The organism is Bacillus sp. MZGC1 (assembly GCF_002998605.1).
Classification (GTDB): Bacteria; Bacillota; Bacilli; order Bacillales; family Bacillaceae; genus Bacillus.
Map to the genome: position 1 here is coordinate 353733 of NZ_PVRE01000003.1, position 20363 is coordinate 374095.

Sequence of the window (20363 nt, forward strand, 5' to 3'; positions counted from 1 at the left end):
AATTACCACTTCCCTATATACTGACCTTTACTGTTAAAGCGGTAATGCACTTTAACTTTACCATTTTGTGGTCTTACTTGTCTTACTTTACCACGATGATCAATAGTTTCATGCCATGTTCTCTTTTTTCCTGTTTTATAATTCCACTCTCTTACTACTCTTCTGCCCGCCATTTCCCCTTTTTTCTTAGCCGGTGTTACGTGGCCATAGTAACGGTAACGTCCCCCAGATAAATGCCTAACTTTTGCCTTGCCATATTTTTGTGATTGCTTATAATGTTCTTTTAATTTGCTATGCCTAGCAGCATTGTGGGCAATATTTGAAGATCGTTTAGCACGCTTTACTACTTTTAACACCTTAAATACCTTCCCAGGTCCAAAATTCGAAGCTGCTGCTAAAGCTGCGCCTTTCCAGCCCTTGCCTGATTTATAAGCTTTGTATCCATCATATACCGCAAATCCTGCATTGACAACAAACCATACCCAATGGCCGTCTGGATCGACATTCATGACCGGGTTGTTGTTTCCATAGGTATATCCGTTTTGATCTAGTGAATCTCCATCGCTTCCTGGGTCTGGATCTAGTGATAGGAATACGCCGTTTCTTGGTTCATAGTAGCGGGCGATTAAATAGTAAAGTCCTGTTTCTTCGTCGAAGCGGTAACCTGCATAGCGATATGGGTTTCCTTTTACTTCTTCATCTTCTTTTACCTTTGTTGGGACGCCCCATGTATCGTATTCGTACTCAGCAACGATTTTCCCTGCACTATTGGTCATGGCAATGACATCACCGTGTGCATTGTAGTGATAGAAATATTTGTTTTCATTTTGCGTGAATGATAGGAGTTGTCCACTCTCACCGTATGTGTATGCTTTTGTGACTTCGTTGTCTCCATCTGTTTCGTATAAAACATTCAAGCTGTCGCCGTCATAAAAGTAATTGGTGACTTTTCCATTCACTGTTTTTTGAATTCTATATCCACGCTCATCATATTTGTAAGTGACAAATGGCTTGTCTTCGCCTTTTTTCTTGATGGCCGTTATGTTATCTTCTGCATCCCATTCATAAAGGAATTGTCCGTCAGACGTTCGGTTGCCATTTTTGTCATAAGTTAAAGTCTCATCATTTACCTTTGTCAGTTGGTTCATGATGTTGAATGATGCGTTGATTGTTTTTTTTGTGCCATTTTTTTCAGTCGTAACTGTTTTTCTGTTTCCAAACCCATCATATGTGTACTCAATGACCGTGCCATCTGGATGACTTTCTTTGATCAATTGATCTAATTTTCCATATTCATAACGAATCTTCCCGTTGCTTCCTTGATCAACCGTTATTCTGTTTCCATTTTGATCATATTCGTAAGCTTCGTTTAAGATCGTCGTGCCTTGGCTTGTTCCAATATGCAAATTGTTGATTAAATTGCGCTCATCATAAGCAAAACTAGCACCACTGCCGTTACCTGTAATAAAGGACTGGACATTTCCATTTTCATCATAATCAAACGAATACGTAGAACTCGAATCCTTCATCTGAGTCATTTGATCAAGCTTATTGTAACTGAATTGGTTCGTCCCTTTTTGATTTCCGTGTGTCCACTCAAAAGATTTTAGTTTATCTGAATCGGCTGGATACGTCCAAGTTTGACTGCTGCCACGCTCTGTTAACTTTGTGATGCGGTTTTGTTGGTCGAACGTTCTGTTTTTGGTTGTGTTTTGTTCTTTGTTAACAACCGTTGTTTCGTTTCCGTTTTTATCATAGCTAAAGTTATATTTTTCTGTCCCATTGTATGACTTGGATTTCACTCGGTCTGTTCCATCATACGTGAGAGACACTTCATGTCCATTTGCAGAAATGGTTTTGATTAAGTTGCTATTCGCATCATATTCACTTTTCAACACATTCCCTAATGGATCAATGGTTTTTGTCAATTTGCCCATTAGGTCGTATTCGAATTGATACGTCTGATCTGACTCTGCACGAATGGTTTTCGACTGTTCATTGCCCTCTTTATCATACGTTCTCACAATGGATGTCCCGTTAGATAAAGTGATTTTCTTCAGCTGATCAGCCTGGTCATATTCGAATGTTGTTTTTTCGCCTTTCGCATCTGTTTCAGAGAGTTTTTTGCCTGTTTCATCGTAGGCAGATTGAGATGAGTAACCAAGCTCATCCTCTTCTTTAACTGCATAGTTCCCTTTCTCGTCGTAAGTGGTTTTCGTTAACAGACTACCTTCTACTAGACGGATATCATCAAACCAAACCGTTCCAGTCGCGCTTTTTTGGAAAACAATCTGCACGTCGACTTTTTTCAATGGTTTTGTTTTTGGTATAACAACCGCCGCTCGGTTCCACTCTTGTGTACCGGTTGGAAATTTCGCATTAAACGTTCCTGTTGTGCCATCTGTATACGTAACGGACGCTTGAAGTGAGTAATCATTTTCATTTGAGGCTTTGACATTTTCAGCCTTAGACATCCCAGTCAGGGTGACATACATAGATTGATCATTCGCACTTTGTTCAATCGGTACAGATTGTTTATAGATGGCATTTGCTTGAGATGAAGATGTTCTGGTCATTTTTAACGAAACGTCATCATTAAAGCCTTCTTCATTATCTAATGAACCACCTGTTCCGCTCCAGCTTGTTGTTTTATCCGTAAAGGAATTATTTTTGACTGGATTATAACTTGATGAAACTTCGCCTTTTTCCAGCTGAATCTCATCGAACCAGGCTTTTCCTTTTCCAGCCTTATCTCGATGATCTACTTCCATATAGATCACAGCTTTACCTGCATGAGACGGCGTCGTAAACGTGACTTGGCGTTTTGTCCAATCGTTTTTGCCTGATAATGTGCTGTAACCGTTGCTGATCCATTGAATTCGTTTGTTATTTGTATCTCTTAAATCAATGTTAAAAAATGCTCTTGCTTTCGTTAGCTCTGTCTTTATTTTTCCATTAAGTGTATACGTCGTATTTGGCTCTAGTGTCACTTCTTGAGTAGCAGAAGAATAGCCAAGTTCTGTTCCTTCAGTTGTCGATTGTGAACTGATTTCTAATACCCGGCCGCCAGATAACACACCACTTTTCCCAGCTGTTTGCGCTAATTTCCCGTCATCCTTAGATGCTGTAAGCTTCCAGCCAGTTAGCGTATCTTCAAAACTGCCATTTTTTAATATACTCGCACCTGCAGCAAGTTCTTTACTCGTTTGTACCAAATTCCCGTACGAGTCATAAATACTTGCTGAAGACATATTTCCACTTTGATCCGTTTCAGATACAGCATCTAATCCATCATAGGCGATATCTGTAATATCTCCTTCTGTATCTTTCACTTTAGTGACATCATTATTTTTGTTATACTCGTAGGTTTCTGTCCCATAAGCATCTTTCGCCTGAATGACGTTGCCATTTTTGTCATACGAATAGCTTTCTGTAGCTTTTCCTTTCTCTACATCATTTGGGTCAGTTTCTTCTACGATTTGATTGCCTTCATATTTCGTTTTAGTGGTGATTTTAAGCCCTTCCGCATCATCTACAACTTGAATTGGATTGGCTGCTTCGTTATACGTATACTGTATTTTTCGCCCGTTTGGCTGCGTTAGCATGAGTGTCTTTTTAGATAAATCATATGCATACTCAAAGGTTTCTTTTTTTGCATTAATTGCCTTGACTAAACGATGATTTTCATATTGATATTCTGTAAAAACAGGCTGATCTTTTGTACTGTTTTGAGAGAATTGTTTAATCAATCTGCCTTCTTTATCGTATTCATATGAGATACTTGTTCCATCTGAATCAATGACTTTCGTTAGTAAACCTGTATCATACTCATATGAAAGCTTTTTCCCTTTTGGTCCTTGAACCGAAATGATATGACCATCTTCATCATAATCCATTGTTATTTTTCGGCCAGATGCATCTTCCATTGAAGTGAGCTGATTGTTTTCGTTATATTTGTATGTCGTTGTATTTTTATGTCCATCTACAACCTTGGTGATCTTCCCACCGTTTTTACTAAAGTGCGCAAAGGTTTGATCCTTCGTTTTTAACATGTATTCATCTTTTGATTCCGTTAATTCAAGGAAAATACCTGTTGGTGGTTGATACGTACCATCTGCTTTTTTTGTAAAAACATGAGTTGTGGCATCTTCATCAAGATAGATGACACCTTCTTTTGTTGGCGTGATACTCGTTTCTACATCTGCGTACCACCCTTGACCAAACAGGTGGTCAGCTGCATCTAAATTATTGTAGGTTCGACCCATTCCAAGTCCTGGTCCTCTTCCATCAATCGACATTTCTTCTTCACTGACAATCACATTCCCAGTTGCACCATTAAGCTGACCGTCTGGTATATCAATAATCGACCAGTAATCCTCTGTTCCAAGGAATTCGGCCCCTTCATGGAATGTCGGGTTAAAGGCTGGTGTCGGAATCGTTTCTCCATTTGCATCGTAGGCGGAAAGGGTAAAGGAGTAGTTCTTGCGTCCTTTATAATTTCCATTTGCATTTTCATATACTGGTGATGGGTCTAGCGCTAATTCTCCACCCTTTCCATCTGTATGAAGCACATATTTCCCACTTTTAACTTCAGTAGGAGTCGGCCAAATATTCTTGTTTTGTGTTGTCCAATGATCGACATCACCCACATCAAATGATTGATATGCCTTACCATTATAGATGTTAATTTTATATCCTTTTGCATTTTTCACTTTGTCCCAATGTAAATTGATATAACCTGTTTGGCTCTCTTTTGTATTGGTATAAGCATAACCAGATAAAGCTTTCGGTCTAGATAAATCAGGTAAAGTTGGTCCAGCTGGCGGTGAAGCAATAGCTTCTCCATCTTTATTATAGGCAATCACTCTGAAGGAATAATGTTTTTGAGCCGCATCTCCTCCAGCATTTTTGTAAGTCGCACCAGGATGAATTGGAAGCTCTGCCCCTTTTTCATCTTGGAGGTGCAATGCATATTTACCTGCTTTGATCTCAGCAGCTGTCGGCCATACTTTTTTCCCTTTTGTTGACCATGAAGTTTGATTCCCAAGATCCAATGTCTCATAGCTTTTCCCATTAAACATTTGTATTTTATAACCGGTCGCACCGGAAACTGAATTCCAAGAAAGATCAAAGTAACCTGTTGCATTATTATTATTGAATCCTTTTGTACTAGGTGCTTTCGCTCTAGCCACATTCGGCATGACAGGTTTTACTTTTGCTGACATTGCGCCTTCACCTTGGTCAAAAATCGCACTTACAGCTACCCAATAATTTTTACTTGTTGCATAATTGCCACCTGAGTTTTTGTAAACTGGGGAAGGATCAACTGCTAATTCAGTTCCACCTTTTCCGTCTAAATGAAGTTTATATTTTTTAGCTGCAATCTCGCTTGCTGTTGGCCATATATTCTTTCCTTTTGTACTCCATGATGCCACATTTCCAACTGAAATGGCTTCATACTCTTTTCCGTTGTATAACCACACTTTGTAGCCTTTTGCACCAGCTACCTTTTTCCAACTTAAATTGAAGTAGCCTGTACCATTTCCATTACTAAAACCTTTTACAGTTGGTGCATTTGCCTGTGGAATGGTATACGTTACTTCAATGACTGGTTTATTGGTAGAGTTTGTTGATGAGATTATTTTTTTCCAATGGTCTTGCCCATTTCCATTTGCATGTAATTTAAAGCCATAGTTAGCTGTTCCGCTATTCCAAGCTTTGATGGTTGAAGTCACATCATAGCTCGCCCATTGTCCTTTATATACATTGGCTTTGCCGATGTTTTTGGAGCTTGGTTTATTGTTCCACGTTAGTTTTGTATGATCATAGTTGGCATTCACTGTATCCAGCCAAAGACCAGTAGCCTTCGTCCCGTAATATGAATGAGCAACATATGTTTTGAGCGTCGCTTTCGTTACATTCATATTTTGAATCGGTTTGAATGAGTTAAACTTCATGAACGCATAGTTTGTACCAGTTGTTTTATCGTAATAACCTGTTTTGAGTACATAACTTTTAAGTTTAGCGTCCCATTTTTGCGTAGAGGATGAATAATTTGTTGTTGGGTACTTACTCATGATAAATGTGTCTGCTGATACAGATAAAGAAGTCGAAGGATCGATAGACACAGGATAAACTCGTTCAGGATCTTTGAGCCATTTTTCATCTGCTGTCACATGAAGTAAATAGCCATCGTCTTCTTTTTCTAATTTAAAGCTCACATCTTCTGAGCGAGCCACTTCACCTGACTTTTCATCTAAATTAGAATCAGTCATAAACGGTTTCGGGACTTGAAAAATGGTCCGTTTTTTCTGATCGTAAAATGTAATAGAACCGTCTTCCTCAATTTCCCCAGTTAGATCTGTCTTTATTTTAAATGTAAATGAATTGTAGCCATCATATTGATTGAGTACAATATCTTCCTTGATGTTTTCATTAAAGGTGAATGATTGTAAATCTATATTTGGAAATACCTCTTCATATGTAAGCTCGTTGGTGTTCTCTTTAAATTGTGCAGAGGTATCTTTGGAGTTGATTTCTGATTTGTTTTTCCCTGAAGCTTTTAAAATTGAAAATTCAATTTGATGCTTCTTGTGTTCAAATGTCGCATATAGTCCTTGTTTCATTTGCTTTTGAAAAGTAGTTTCTAATTTCGCATTTTCTGTTTCTATTTCTTTTTTCGAGATCGTCTTTAATTCTGGAGAGATGGCCTCCCATTCTGCATCTGGAGCCTCTTTAATATGAATAGGATCAGGATACACCTCTTGTGTAAATACACCCTCTCCTTCATAAAAAAGTTTGCTGTTTTCTGTTCTTTCTGAAAGAACTTCTCCGTCTTTTCCAATTTCATCTTCGTCAATTCCTGCCATTTCCAGGGCTTTTGAATCATCAAACTCTTCTAAGCTGTTATGACTTGATTTTGTATTTTTGTCATGTTCTTCTGCAAAAATATCAGAAGGTAACATTGATAAAAGCATCACAAAGGCTAGTAGTGCCGCGATATTCCTTTTCCATTTTACTTTTCTTTTTAGGTTCATATTAATCTCCTTATCATATATTTGTAACATTTGTAACATTACGCCATATATAATAATACATTTGAAATGATACTTCAATATATTTCTATAAATATATCATTCTTTCAAACTAATCCATATATCATCAACTTATCTATATATCCCCTTTTTCACACATAAAAAAGCACCCTAAACGGATGCTTCTATCAAATGATATTTTTTCAAAATGCGATAGGTAATGTCTTTTGCTTCTATGCCTGTGCCTTTGATATTTGTGGCGAAGATGTAGGTTTTGTGTTCATGTTTGATAAAACCTACGTACCAGCCGATGTCTGATCCGGAGCCTGTTTTGCCGTATAGGGTGGCATGTTTCTCTTCTTCTTGTACCATCATTCGTTTGACTGTTCTCATGTTCTTTAGGTCAAATGGAAGAGTCTCTTCATATAGCTGTTTGAGGAAACGAACTTGTTCGATGGGAGAAATTCGCAGGGTACTGCTTAACCAAAATTGATCGATTCCGCCAGATATGTCTTTGTTCCCATAATAAATGGCTTTCACCCAATGATTCATGCGTTCTTCTCCAATGTCACGCGCCATGGCTTGATAGTACCAGACGACTGAATCTCTCATGCCGGAACCAAGTGTATGATCCCTATTCCAGTTATCAATCTCTCTTTTCACTCCGTCCCAATATTTGATGTCGTATTCATCTCTCACTGCGCCTGTTTGGAGTCCGATTAAGGAGTTTGCTACCTTAAATGTCGATTGAGGTGCAAAGCGCTCTTTCGCTCTTTTTTTGTTATACACCCAAGGGGACTTTTCTTTTACTTCTTGAATCACAAACGTGCCTTCCCGATCTTTCATGAATTCATCTACTGACCATGCTGGTGATGCTCCTTCAGTTGATGAAGGCTGGCTTATACAAAGTGCCATCAGCATCATGCCAGTAATGAGCCATTTTATATACTTTTTCTTCAAAACAATCGCTCCTTTTCCCATGATTCCATTGATTGTAGCATGTTGAGCGATGAGATATAAGGTACGCTTGTCCTCTTTTCTTTCAAACAAAAAAAGCCGGTTCATCCGGCTTTTTGCTGTATATTAGCTTTCTTTTTTCTCTTCAATGGCCTGCTTCGCGATTTTTGAAATCGTCATATCGTCCATTGGCGGGTTATGGAGCCCGGCCCGAATATCTCGATAGTAACGCTGCAGTGGACAGTCAAGGCTTAAGCTTTTTGCACCGACTAAACGCATGGCTTTATCGACAACTTGCAGACTGTGATTGACGACTGTATGTTTCACAGCGCCGAATTCATTGATTAACAGCTCTCTTTTCTCCGGCTTTTCATACAATGTCGTCGTTGAATAGATGACGTGACGTGCTTGCTTTAATAGTAAGTCGATTTCACCAATAAGTGTTTGGACATTTGGCAGATCACTAATCGTTCCGCTGATGCTGTTCGGTGAATGGGTGATGGCATACTGAACAGCATAGTCTCTTGCCGCTTGCGCAATCCCTAAATAGCAGGACGGAATATGTGCAATCCAAGGATTTAGCGTACCACCGCGTGGCCCTTTTTGCACCTCAACAAGCATGTCATCTGAAACCTTCACCTGATCTAAGATTAAATCATGACTTTCAGTTCCTCTCATGCCCACAACATTCCACGTTTCTTCTATTGAAACACCTTCTGTCTCACGATGAATTAAGAAGAAGCCCATGGCCTCTTTTTCTTCAATCCATACGCCGACTAAAAAGTATGTAAGTGCTGGTGACATCGTTGTGAAAATTTTACGTCCATTGATGATCCACTCATTACCTGATCTAGTGGCTGTTGTCCCAGGCTTCCCGCCTCTTGTTGGACTGCCTGTCTGCGCCTCGCTCACAGCACGGTTGACAAGGGCGCCCTTCTTCACTTCTTCCGCAAAGAATTGCAGCTGCTGCTCATTCCATTGTTTCTTTTCGTAGATTTCGCCTACAACCCCTTGGTGCCAGCCGATGGATAAGGCAGTCGCTCCGTCCATACTGCCGAGCGTCTCTTGAAACAGAACCATATCCTTCACAGATTGACCTCCGCCTCCGTATTCAGCAGGAAGAGACAACGTCGTATAGCCCATCTCTATTAATGATTCAATGTTTTTTTCAGGAAAATAAGCGCCTTCATCGTGTTCTTTTGCCGTTTGTTCGATCGTTTCACGAAGAGATTCTAGTTGATGAAGCCATGTTTTTTGAAAATCGGTATCAACAAATAATGCTTTAGACAAAACGTATCCAACTCCTCTGTATCTCACAATCTATCATATCTGATTTTTCCAATCGGAATAAATAAAACATACTTTACTTATAAGATTTAATGTGTTAAATTTTATCAATATTAAGTACATATGTCAAAGGAACGTGATGCTTTTATGATTTCAGCTACTAATCTACATAAATCTTATGGGCAGACCCATGTGTTAAAAGGCATTGATTTCACCGTACAAGAAGGTGAAGTGGTCGCCATTATTGGACCGAGCGGATCAGGAAAAACCACCCTTCTCCGCAGCTTAAACAGCCTTGATATTCCAGACAAAGGAGAGCTGACAGTTGGTGAAGCCACGATTCAATTTGAACGATATCATAAAAAAGATCTGCTAAAACTCAGGCAGCAATCTTCCATGGTGTTTCAACATTATCACTTGTTTCAGAATAAACGAGCACTTGAAAATATTACAGAAGGATTGATCGTGTCTCAAAACATGTCTAAAAAAGAAGCAGAAAAGGTCGGAGAGCAATTTTTAACGCGGATTGGACTGCTTCATAAAAAGGATGCATTTCCGAGTGAATTATCCGGCGGTCAGCAGCAGCGAATTGGCATAGCCCGCGCTCTTGCGATGAACCCTTCAGTGCTTTTGTTTGATGAACCTACGTCGGCACTGGACCCAGAGATGGTAGGAGAAATTCTTGAAATGATCAAAGATATTGCGAGCCAAGGAATGACAATGGTCATTGTGACACATGAAATTTCTTTTGCAAAGGACGTGGCGGATACGGTGATCTTTATGGCAGATGGCGAAATCGTTGAAAAAGGCTCACCAGAAGACGTCCTGTTGAAACCACAGCATGAACGAACGAAACAATTTTTATCAAGGATTCATCGCGGAATGTGGCAAGGATCGGAGAAAGACAAATGAAGCAAAAGACAGCATTCATGATGTCCGGTGTCCTTCTGTTTCTCCTTTCTCTGATTGGCTGCAGCAGTGTGAAAACCACGACAGATGACGGCAGACAAATTGTGAAAGTCGCACTGAGTGCAGAGGTCAATCCACCCTTTTTAGCAACAAATGACCGAAACGAACCGATTGGCTATAACATTGATTATTTAAATGAAGTGGAAAAGAGGCTTCCCCACGTACATTTTGATTACATTTTTGGCGAGGAAGAATCCAATTTAATCGGTGTAGGCGCAGGGAAGTTTGAAATGGCGGCTAATTGGTTTTTTAGTAACCCTGAACGTGAAAAGCGGTTCCTTTACCCTAAGGTCCCGTATGGCTATTCGATGACAGGTTTAATTGTGAATGAATCAGACAAGAAGATTCGATCGCTTGATGATATGACATCTAAAAAACTGGCTCCTGTCAGTCCTAGCGGAGGCTTGCGTTCGATATTAAATCAATATAATAAAGAGCATGATCCGGATATTCCACTGACGACCATTGAAAGTCCTTCAAATGAACTCAACTTAAAACGTGTTGAAAGCGGACGGTCCGATGCAGCATTTATGAACATTTCAACCTTTGATACCATTCAAAAGCATTTGAACCTAAAGGTCAAAGTTGGCGGCATTGTGTCAAAGGAGCCTATCTATCTTGTCTTACAGCCAAGCGAGAAGCAGCTTGCAGCAGATTTGGACCGGATCACACAAGAAATGATTGATGATGGAACACTGCCTAAGCTTGCGAAAAAGTGGTTTGGTGTTGATTTCTTTCAAAATATTGATGACATCTCAGAGCAAGGGGATCAAAATGAAGAAAGGAAGGAAGCGTCATGACGTTTACAGCTGGAGATTGGCTGCGCATCTTTTTACAGGTGCTTGAACGCCTGCCACTCACTTTTCTCATTATTACGGTGTCATTGTTTTTTGCTATCATCATCGGGTTGCTATTTGCTTTCATTCGTATCAAGCAAATCCCAGTGCTGAAGCAATTGGCTGTTATCTATTTATCTTTTACACGAAGTACGCCTTTAATTGTTCAGTTGTTTTTGATTTATTTTGGACTGCCTCAGCTTTTACTTGTCGCAGGGATTCAAATCAATCATTGGGATCGTGTGTTATTTGTGATGATGACGTTTTCTTTACATACTGGCGCTTATTTATCTGAAGTCTTTCGCAGTGCGTATTCATCTGTTGGGAAGGACCAGCTGGAGGCCGCCTACATTGTTGGGATGACAGATACACAGGCCTTGATCAGGATTATTATCCCGCAGGCCTTTCTCATTGCACTGCCAAACCTCGGAAATTACACCATTGATCTCGTGAAAGACACAGCGATTGCCTTTACAATCGGACTTATTGATATCATGGGACAGGTGAAGATCATTTTAGGAAATAACTACGGGATCGGCATGTTTGAAGTGTACGCGATCATTGCGATTGTGTATTGGCTCATTTGCATGAGCATTGAACTGATCACCATGCTGCTTGAAAGGAAATTTGTAAAAGGCCGCACCAGCCTGTCACGTTAAGGAGGCGATTTGATGCAAACCATTGATATTCAATTTGCGATTGACCAAGTACCTCATATTCTAAAAGGCGTTCCTTTTACTTTATTGATTGCACTCGTTTCCATGGCTGTGAGCCTTTTGATCGGATCTGTTTTTGCTTTCATTCGTCTCTTTCGCATTCCTGTACTCAGGCAGCTTGTGACACTCTATGTCTCCTTTTTTAGAGGAACGCCTCTTATTGTTCAGCTGTTCGCTTTCTTTTATGGACTCCCTTTTGTTCTAATCAAAGTGAGCGGTACATTCGGGCTGACCTTTCATCCAGATCTGGTCTCCCCATTAGCTGTTGCCCTCATTACCTTCAGCCTCCATTCAGCCGCCCATTTAACAGAGGTGGTTCGGAGTGCACTCCTTGCGGTAGACAAAGGGCAGCTTGAAGCGGCAAAAATTGTGGGTATGACGACGCGCCAGGCGATGATGCGCATTATTTTGCCGCAGGCCTTTGTGGTCGCCTTACCGAATCTAGGCAATCAGCTCATTCAGCTATTAAAAGCCACCTCTCTTTCGTTTACGATTGGAGTACTTGAAATCATGGGGATTTCCCGAATCATTGCGAATGACGGCTATCAGTTTTTAGAAACGTACCTCGTCTCTGCTTTGATCTATTGGCTGCTGAGCATTTTCTTTGAACTCGTTTTTGCCTTGTTAGAGAAACGTGTCAGCGTGTACGGAAGATCTCTCGGACGTTAAAAAAGCCGATCAGGCTCAAATACCTGACCGGCTTTTTTTATTCGCCTTTTTTCGGTGTGTTAAACAGTTCCTTTGGTGCGGGTTTTAGTTTTGGTGCGGAACCGAACACGACTGGTGCAGAAATATATCTGAATTCCCCTTTTCCATCCATGCTTCGGCCATATGCCCATCTGCCTTCCTTGCTTGCTTCTCCTCTTGAGAAGTTAAACAAATCGTAGGATACTTGCTGTTTTTCTAGTGAGCGCGGGAAGGTGGTTGGTACGACGACGTCCCCTTCTCGTTCTTCTAATTCTTTAATGGCCGCAAGCCACATATTTTGATGATATGTATCACGAGCAATAAGAAAAGAAAGCATATCCTTCACGCCGGGATCATCGGTCATTTCGTAGAGCCTTGTAACCTGAAGCCTCCCTTGTGATTCTGCATTTAAGTTGGCCCTAAAATCAGCCATTAAATTTCCACTTGCAATGATATACTTGGCATTCCACGGATACCCTTGACTATCTGCTGCCATAGCTCCTAAACCGGCAACAATTGCATGCTGAGGATTCATTCCACCCATGACAGCTGCAAGTGCTGGATCACTTTGATACGCCTGTTCTTGTTCTTTAACCGGTGCTTTATCTAGTAAACGCGCGATCATCGTCGCCAGCATTTCGACATGACCAATTTCCTCTGTCCCTATGTCAAACAATAAATCTCTGTATTTTTGATCTGCCCGGCAATTAAAGCCTTGAAATAAATATTGCATCATGACACTAATTTCTCCATATTGTCCGCCTAATACTTCTTGTAGCTTTTTCGCGTAAAGCGGATCAGGCTTTGAGGGCTTTGCTTCATATTGCAGTTCTTTGATGTGATAAAACATGATGTCATCTCCCTTATCAAAACATCTTTTCACTTATCACTATTCAACCACATGCCTCTTTATGAAAATGAGTAGAATATGTGCACAAAAAAAGAGAATGGCCTCTGCCATTCCCTTTGTCATCCTACTCAGCACTAACTAAAATTTTCACTTGATCTTTTTCATTGATTAATGCATGGAAACCATCCTCGATCACATCGTCCAGCTTGATTTTTTTCGTGACGAGCGTATCTGCAGAGAAATAGCCTTTTCTCATTAAGTTTAATACAGATGGGAATACGTCTCTGTAGCCGATAATTCCTTTGACTGTACGTTCTTTAATGACAATGTCATTTGGCAGAATTTCTGCGCCTTTTTCCCAAATGCTCACAATGACTGTTTCACCTGAAATTCTTGTTGATTGGATTGCTTGCTTCAATACTACAGGTACACCTGTCACTTCAAAAGAAACATCGACGCCACCGTTTGTACGGCTTGCGATTTCTTGAACAACATCTTCATATTGAGAAGGATCAACAATGATCGCTCCAAGCTCTTTAGCTTTTTCTTGGCGTTCTTTAGATAATTCTACTGCGTAAATATCAGTAGCACCAGCTGCTTTTAATGCTTCAATGACAAGTAAGCCAATTGGTCCGCAGCCAAACACAGCCGCTGTATCCCCAGCTTGTACTTTACTAGAACGAACAGCATATAAAGCAACTGCAGAAGGCTCTACAAGCGCACCTTGCTCATATGAGATTTCGTCTGGTAATAAATGAAGTAATTCTTCATCGACAGATACATATTCAGAGAATCCACCGCCGCCTCCGGCAAGTCCTAAAAAGCCCATGTTTTCATCTAAGTTGTAAGCACCTTGGTGGCCGTGAGTCGCAAAAATAGGCTCAACAACCACTCGGTCGCCTACTTTGTAATTGCTCACGCCTTCTCCTACTTCAACAACCTCACCAGAGAACTCGTGTCCCAGCGTAACGGGTGCTTTTTCTTTTGTAAGTGGATGAGGTTCATTCACTGGAATGAAAATCGGTCCTCCTAAATATTCATGTAAATCACTACCACAAATGCCGCACCATTTTACTTTTAGTTTCACTTTTCCTGGAGCAACTGTTGGTTCGTCAATTTCCTCTAGTCGAATGTCCTTTTGATCGTGCCAGCGTAGTGCTTTCATGTGTAAGACTCCTTTTCTCATCAATTTGATTAACTTACTTAAATAATCATAACATAATTTTTTTAATTTTCTAAGTAGGATGCACTATTTTTTTGACATTCAATGGACGAAAGATGACAAAACATAGTAATAAACAGACAAAAAGCATACATACACACCCGATGACAACGGAGGTTCGGATTGATAAAACATGTGCAAGTCCACCAGAGACCCCTGTCATCATCATCGTCAGAATGGCTTCAACCAAAGCATAAAAACTGGCTACCCTCCCCATGACCTCTACCGGGATATTCGTTTGATAGAAAGTCATAAAACCTGTGTTCGCAAATGCTAAGAAGAATGCTAGTATAAAAAAACCAACAGCGGCTACAAACAATGTGCTGGAAAAAGCATAAATGAGATAGCCACATGCAACAAACAAACTGCCAATCCCAAGCATGATCGAAACAGGCAGCCTCTCCACAATCACCGAATTGAGACCTGCGCCTGTGATGATGCCTGCCCCAGCTATACTGACAAGAAGACCATATTCTGTATCAGTCAGCAGCAGCACTTCTTTTGCAAAGGCTGTTTCAAGAGAGTCAATGGCAGTAGGAAGTACCGTGATGGCGGCACTAAACAACAAATACACCGCCATAATCTGGCGTGATGTCAAACTAAACCGAAGAACAAGCTTCGCATCCTCTTTTAACATTGAAAGGGAAAAGCCGTTTTGGCCAGCATCTTGTTTTAGCAAATTCGGTAAACACATCGTTAACAGAGCAGATATCAACAAGCAGATCGCATTTATATAAATTGAAAAAACAGGTGTACCGATTAAAAAAAGCAGACCTGCTGCTGCGGGTCCAAGTAAAAATCCACCCGATTGTAATAATGAGCGAATGGCATTAAACCGTTTTCGATTATCCGCCGGGATCAATCCTGTCATATATACCATCGAAGCTGGATGAAACATCGCTTGTGCCATTTGAATAAGAAACACCATCACATACAGGATCAGCAGATGTCCTGAAAATAACGCAAAGGGTACACATGCGATCAGGATAGCCCGGGTGATATCTAAGCTGATCATCACATTCCGCTGATTCAGCCTGTCAACCAAACTGCCAGACCAGCTGTTTGTCAAAAGAGCTGCAGCCGGTCTCAGCATATAGACGGCTGTTACAGCCAGCACAGAGCCCGTTTCTTGAAAAATGAGCAGATGGAGAGCAATCATATAAATCCATTCTCCTATGTTCGCAATTCCGATGGCTCCAAGCAGCAAACTCATATCCCGCCAATGTTTTTTCATAGCTGTTCCCCCTATTTGTCATAAAAAAATCCCGCCCCCAAGACATTTCTGTCTTGAGGACGGGATTTACTCCGCGTTGCCACCTCAGTTTATTCATCTGTTGCCAGATGAACCTTAGCAGGTCATCATGAACCCATCTCTGTAACGGGAGAATGTCGCTGCACCACCATCCGAAGGAATCCGGTGCAGAGCTAAGAGGCTTGGTTCCATCATGCTTCCCAGCTCCTTCTCAGCTTAACGGAGTTCTCTGTGCGGGACAGCTATGATGTACTCTTCTCTATTTGCGCTGTGTCTTTATTTCATCACGATCTTCAGCTGAATTGTTACATATTGTACTGCGCCTCGATCAAAGCGTCAATGTTTTTTTCAAGTTAATCAGCATAGATCATCTTTCTGGTCATGCCACCATCAACGACTAAATCTGTACCCGTCACAAATTGATTGTCTTCATCTGTTAAATAAAAGCAAGCCTTCACAATATCCTTTGGCGCCCCGACTCGATTGGAAAGATGCTGCTTGTGGTCGACCTCTCGAAGATTCTCCTCATCCTTCGTTTCAATCCATTCAGGGGAAATGCTATTCACCGTGATGTGATCCGGGCTAAAAGAAGCAGCCAAGGCATGAGTCAGTGCTGATATTCCGCCTTTTGATGCAGCATATGCTTCCGTATGAGGCTCTGACATGGTCGCGCGGGTGGATGAAATGTTCACAATAGAACCGCCTTTTGGATTCTCTTTTATATAACGTGCTGCTTCTCTTGCACATAGAAAAGTCCCTCTTAGGTTCGTATGTAACACACGATCCCACTCATCGACCGTTAATTCATAAGGCGATACTGTGCACATGACACCAGCATTATTGATGAGGATATCAATCGTTTTGCAGCGCTCCGCTGCAAACGACATTAAGTGTTGAATATCCTTCTCTTGTGTCACGTCCGTTTTTTTAAAATAAGCTTCTAACGATTCTTTTTTCAGCTCTTCCTCCAAACGCTTGCCCTTCTCTTCATCTATATCTGCAAGCACCACACGCGCTCCTCCTTTTGCATAGCCCCAGGCGATCGATTCACCAATTCCATTGGCTGCGCCTGTGATGACGACGGTTTTATTGTGAAAGTTCATCGTTTATTCAACCCTTTCTACATCAGATGTTGTCGTCTATCATACCATTTTGAGAAGTACGCATGAATAAAAAACCCCTCTATCGCAATTGAGAGCAATAGAGGGGTTTTTTAAACTAATAGAATGAAATGAAGAAAAGTAATTAATAGGATCGGATATTTTTCAAACCAATCACCATAAAAACAATCGTAAAAGCAGCTAAAACTGTTATGTCTAATAATAAGATTGAGTGATTGACAGTACCGCTCATGATCTCGCCAAAACCAGACATCATCCATGTTTGCGGTATAGCCAAAGAGATCTTCTTCATAATGTCTGGAACGATATCTAATGGCCAATAAATACCACCCAGCATGCATGATCCTACAATGATAATTGCACTAAATACTTCAGCTTGCTTTTTTGTATGAGATAAGATTGCAATCATAAAACCTAAACTCACAACAAGCCCTATAACAAATGATCCAAACACTAGAATAAGAATCAGGTTGCCTAAGTACACATGAAAGAACACAGATAAGACGGTCAAAAGAACACCCAGTTGTATCCATCCAAGGAGGAAATAAGCCATTAAATAGCCAAGCAGCACATATATTTTATGGATAGGACTCGAAAGCAATCTTTGCCATGTATAATCTTTATATTCCAAATGAATAGACGACACCGAGCTTGAGATCGCAAACATCATAAACATGATCGTAAAACCAAGTGGTATTAAATTTGGTTGCTGACTTGCTTGACTATCTAGATTGTCTTCATCCAATGAAATGGTGCCAGATTCGTTTAATTCTTTCAGTGCATTGATAAGAGAAACGCTATTCTGCTCTTTCACACCTTGATTGATCTGATAAATGATGGCCGCCGTCTCTTTTAAATAGGGAGCTAAGACCGCATATTCCTCTGTTTTCTTATAAACCGTCACATCAAAAATTTCTTTATTTTCTTTTAAATGGGATTTTAATTGATTCGTGACTGTAATAGACGCAACTGCCTTTTCATCGGATAATAATTCTTTTGCTTCACTTTTAGTCGCCTTTACCCAAAGAAATTTGGTGTTCTTTTCGAGAATCCGAAAAATTTCTTGATTCAGATTATCTTGACTAGGCTCTTGAATAAAAGCAACTGTAGGTTTCTTTTTATCAGATGCCGTACTTCCAAAAATAAAACTAAATACGATTGGCATAACAAATAAAAAAATAAGGGTCAAAGGGGACTTTAATGTTTCTTTTAGCTTTAAAGTAATAATGGCTGATATTTTATGCATAACGATGCTTCCTTTCAAAAGACATTCTGATTAAAGCAATGATGAAGAAAGCTAGTCCCATCCCGCAGCTAAGCAATAAACTGCTTTGAATTTCACTAAAATCAGCACCTGACATACTTTTCAAAAACATTTGGAGCGCAAGGGAATTAGGTAAGAAATAACTGATGTTGATCAACCATTGTGGAAATAAGTATAAGGGAATCATACTTCCACCTAAAGCAGCTAACACTTGAGTTCCTAAAATCCCAACACTGTTAAACGTTTTTTCTCTTTTGATAAAAGAACCAATCAGCACCCCGAAGCCCGCAGCATTAACTATAAAACTGCATCCTATCATGAAAACAGTAAAAGGCTCTCCCCAGTTCACCTTAAAGACAAAACTAGTAAATAAAATAATGATCGCAAGTTGAATCATACTCATCAAAAGAATACCCAATAACTTCCCAACGATGTAACTAGTATTGCTTAATTTTGATACAAGTAACCTTTTATAAACATCTTCCTCTTTTTCCTCTATCATACTGCCAACTAAGAAAACAACAGTCATTAATAAAAAAAGTACACCCATCCCGCCTGCGTAGTATTGGAAGGATGTAATCGGCTGGCTGTTGATATGAATATTCCTCTCGTTCACCAGTTCTTTTTTCAGTTGATCAGACACGATCTCCACTTCTTTACCTTGATTCAACGGTACCAGAATACGATTCATATGATAATTTTGAAAGAATTGCAAAACCACATTTTCTAGAACCATTTCTTGTAAGTTTGAATTAGGTCCTTTCAAGATATTCAATTGCACATGGTCATGATTCAATAAGCTTTTTTCAAAATCCGGCATGATGATTATACCCATTGTAATGTCTCTACTATTTAAATCTCTCTCTAGCTGATTTTTCGAGGTGACCTTCACATCAAATATGTCACTGAGTTCACTCTTAGACAATGTTGAAAGAAACATTTTACTTGTAGCGGACTTATCTTGATCTGTTATTCCTACTCGAAATGAATTGATCCTGATTTCACTATCTTTCTTCATGTTATCTCCAAATGCTGCACCTAATATAGCAATTAATATGATAGGCATAAAAAAAAGTGTAAAAAAGCTTTTTTTATCCCTAAAAAACAATAATAGATCTTTCAGTACAACCCAAATGCTCATATGCTCACCTCTAAACAGTCTAATCTCTCAAATTTTTACTAGTTAAATACAAAAAGACATTTTCTAAATTTGGTTCTACAATTTCTGCTGAGATAATTTGAATATTTAATGCGGTCACACCTTGAATGAGATGACTTAATAACTGCTGAGGGTGTTGATCAAATATTTTCATTTGATTTCCTTGAACCACGATTTCCTTTAAAGGGTCGACTTCATGTATGAATTGACGCACCCGGTCTATATCATTTTGTCCATGTTCACATTTTATGGTCAAAACAATTTCTCTTTGATTTCCGACAAGCTCACTTAATTCATGCTGATCCCCTAAAGCGATGATAGACCCATGATCCATAATGGCCATTCTTTCACATAAAAATTCGACTTCTTCCATGTAATGACTAGTATATATAATGGTCATTCCTTCTCCATTTAATGTCTTAACTGTTTCTAATATATGATTTCTAGATTGGGGATCTATGCCTACAGTAGGCTCATCCATGATTAATAGTTTCGGTTGATGCAATATCGCGCAACCGATATTCACTCTTCTTTTCATTCCTCCAGAGAATACTTTCACTTGATCATTCGCTCTATCTTCAAGACCAATTAGCTCAAGTGTTTCTTGTACTCTGCTTTTTAACTCTTTTCCTTTGAGTCCGTACATTCTCCCCCAAAATATTAAATTTTCTTTTGCTGTCAAATGTAAATATAAAGCGATCTCTTGCGGAACAATTCCTATCATTTCCTGCGCTTTTTTTGTTTCTTTTTTTAAATCTATACCTTCAATCATTATGGTGCCGCTTGTGGCATGGATCAGCCCTGACAAGATGCCAATCAATGTTGATTTCCCTGCACCATTCGGACCTAATAATCCAAATGATTCTCCTTTTTTTAAGTGAAAGTTTATCCCTTTTAATACCTGTTTATCTTCATAATTTTTCTTGATGTCGTGTACGTTTAGCAATCAATACCTCTCCCCTATTTTCTTCTTATTGAAGCCTGTATTTTACCTCTTCCTAGTCATTTA

General features: G+C 39.8%; 14 protein-coding genes. 4 read left to right on the forward strand and 10 right to left on the reverse strand.

What is annotated here, in order from left to right; translation table 11 throughout:
• Positions 1 to 2: 2 nt before the first annotated feature.
• The 3 genes from C6Y06_RS11305 to C6Y06_RS11315 form a co-directional block, all read right to left on the reverse strand.
• A complete protein-coding gene (locus tag C6Y06_RS11305; RefSeq protein WP_106036900.1) occupies positions 3 to 7037 on the reverse strand; it encodes a DNRLRE domain-containing protein in 7035 nt (2344 codons plus the stop codon).
• A gap of 168 nt (positions 7038 to 7205) precedes the next feature.
• Complete coding sequence (gene blaBPU / locus C6Y06_RS11310; RefSeq protein ID WP_106037006.1) at positions 7206 to 7994, reverse strand: BPU family class D beta-lactamase; 789 nt, start codon at positions 7992 to 7994, stop codon at positions 7206 to 7208.
• Between the two features lie 123 nt (positions 7995 to 8117).
• On the reverse strand, positions 8118 to 9281 hold the full coding sequence (locus C6Y06_RS11315) for an acyl-CoA dehydrogenase family protein (protein ID WP_076840420.1): 1164 nt from the start codon (positions 9279 to 9281) through the stop codon (positions 8118 to 8120).
• A gap of 144 nt (positions 9282 to 9425) precedes the next feature.
• On the opposite strand from C6Y06_RS11315, the gene C6Y06_RS11320 reads away from it, so the two are divergent.
• Genes C6Y06_RS11320 through C6Y06_RS11335 form a run of 4 tightly spaced genes read left to right on the forward strand, consistent with a single transcriptional unit; the run spans position 9426 to position 12468 of the window.
• Positions 9426 to 10190: an amino acid ABC transporter ATP-binding protein gene (locus C6Y06_RS11320; RefSeq protein WP_066030622.1), complete on the forward strand. Its 765-nt coding sequence runs from the start codon at positions 9426 to 9428 to the stop codon at positions 10188 to 10190.
• On the forward strand, positions 10187 to 11047 hold the full coding sequence (locus C6Y06_RS11325) for an amino acid ABC transporter substrate-binding protein (protein WP_106036901.1): 861 nt from the start codon (positions 10187 to 10189) through the stop codon (positions 11045 to 11047). The genes C6Y06_RS11320 and C6Y06_RS11325 overlap by 4 nt, the downstream gene beginning before the upstream one ends.
• Entirely contained in the window at positions 11044 to 11742 is a 699-nt protein-coding gene (locus C6Y06_RS11330) for an amino acid ABC transporter permease (protein WP_095285488.1), read from the forward strand. The genes C6Y06_RS11325 and C6Y06_RS11330 overlap by 4 nt, the downstream gene beginning before the upstream one ends.
• Positions 11743 to 11754: 12 nt before the next feature.
• On the forward strand, positions 11755 to 12468 hold the full coding sequence (locus C6Y06_RS11335; RefSeq protein WP_106036902.1) for an amino acid ABC transporter permease: 714 nt from the start codon (positions 11755 to 11757) through the stop codon (positions 12466 to 12468).
• 37 nt (positions 12469 to 12505) lie between these two features.
• Here C6Y06_RS11335 and C6Y06_RS11340 read toward each other — a convergent pair whose 3' ends face one another.
• The 7 genes from C6Y06_RS11340 to C6Y06_RS11370 all read right to left on the reverse strand — a co-directional run bounded on the left by C6Y06_RS11340 (position 12506) and on the right by C6Y06_RS11370 (position 20300).
• Positions 12506 to 13336, reverse strand: coding sequence for a manganese catalase (locus C6Y06_RS11340; RefSeq protein ID WP_066030618.1), 831 nt, complete (start codon positions 13334 to 13336; stop codon positions 12506 to 12508).
• A gap of 124 nt (positions 13337 to 13460) precedes the next feature.
• The gene (locus C6Y06_RS11345) at positions 13461 to 14501 is read right to left on the reverse strand and encodes a 2,3-butanediol dehydrogenase (protein ID WP_034661461.1); all 1041 of its coding nucleotides are present in this window, start codon (positions 14499 to 14501) and stop codon (positions 13461 to 13463) included.
• 70 nt (positions 14502 to 14571) lie between these two features.
• Entirely contained in the window at positions 14572 to 15792 is a 1221-nt protein-coding gene (locus C6Y06_RS11350) for an MFS transporter (protein WP_106036903.1), read from the reverse strand.
• Positions 15793 to 16163: 371 nt separating this feature from the next.
• On the reverse strand, positions 16164 to 16913 hold the full coding sequence (locus C6Y06_RS11355; RefSeq protein ID WP_106036904.1) for an SDR family oxidoreductase: 750 nt from the start codon (positions 16911 to 16913) through the stop codon (positions 16164 to 16166).
• Positions 16914 to 17055: 142 nt separating this feature from the next.
• Positions 17056 to 18177, reverse strand: coding sequence for an ABC transporter permease (locus C6Y06_RS11360; RefSeq protein WP_106036905.1), 1122 nt, complete (start codon positions 18175 to 18177; stop codon positions 17056 to 17058).
• The gene (locus C6Y06_RS11365) at positions 18170 to 19336 is read right to left on the reverse strand and encodes an ABC transporter permease (protein ID WP_106036906.1); all 1167 of its coding nucleotides are present in this window, start codon (positions 19334 to 19336) and stop codon (positions 18170 to 18172) included. Before C6Y06_RS11365 ends, C6Y06_RS11360 begins: the two co-directional genes overlap by 8 nt.
• A 19-nt stretch (positions 19337 to 19355) precedes the next feature.
• Complete coding sequence (locus tag C6Y06_RS11370) at positions 19356 to 20300, reverse strand: ABC transporter ATP-binding protein (protein ID WP_106036907.1); 945 nt, start codon at positions 20298 to 20300, stop codon at positions 19356 to 19358.
• Positions 20301 to 20363: the final 63 nt, after the last annotated feature.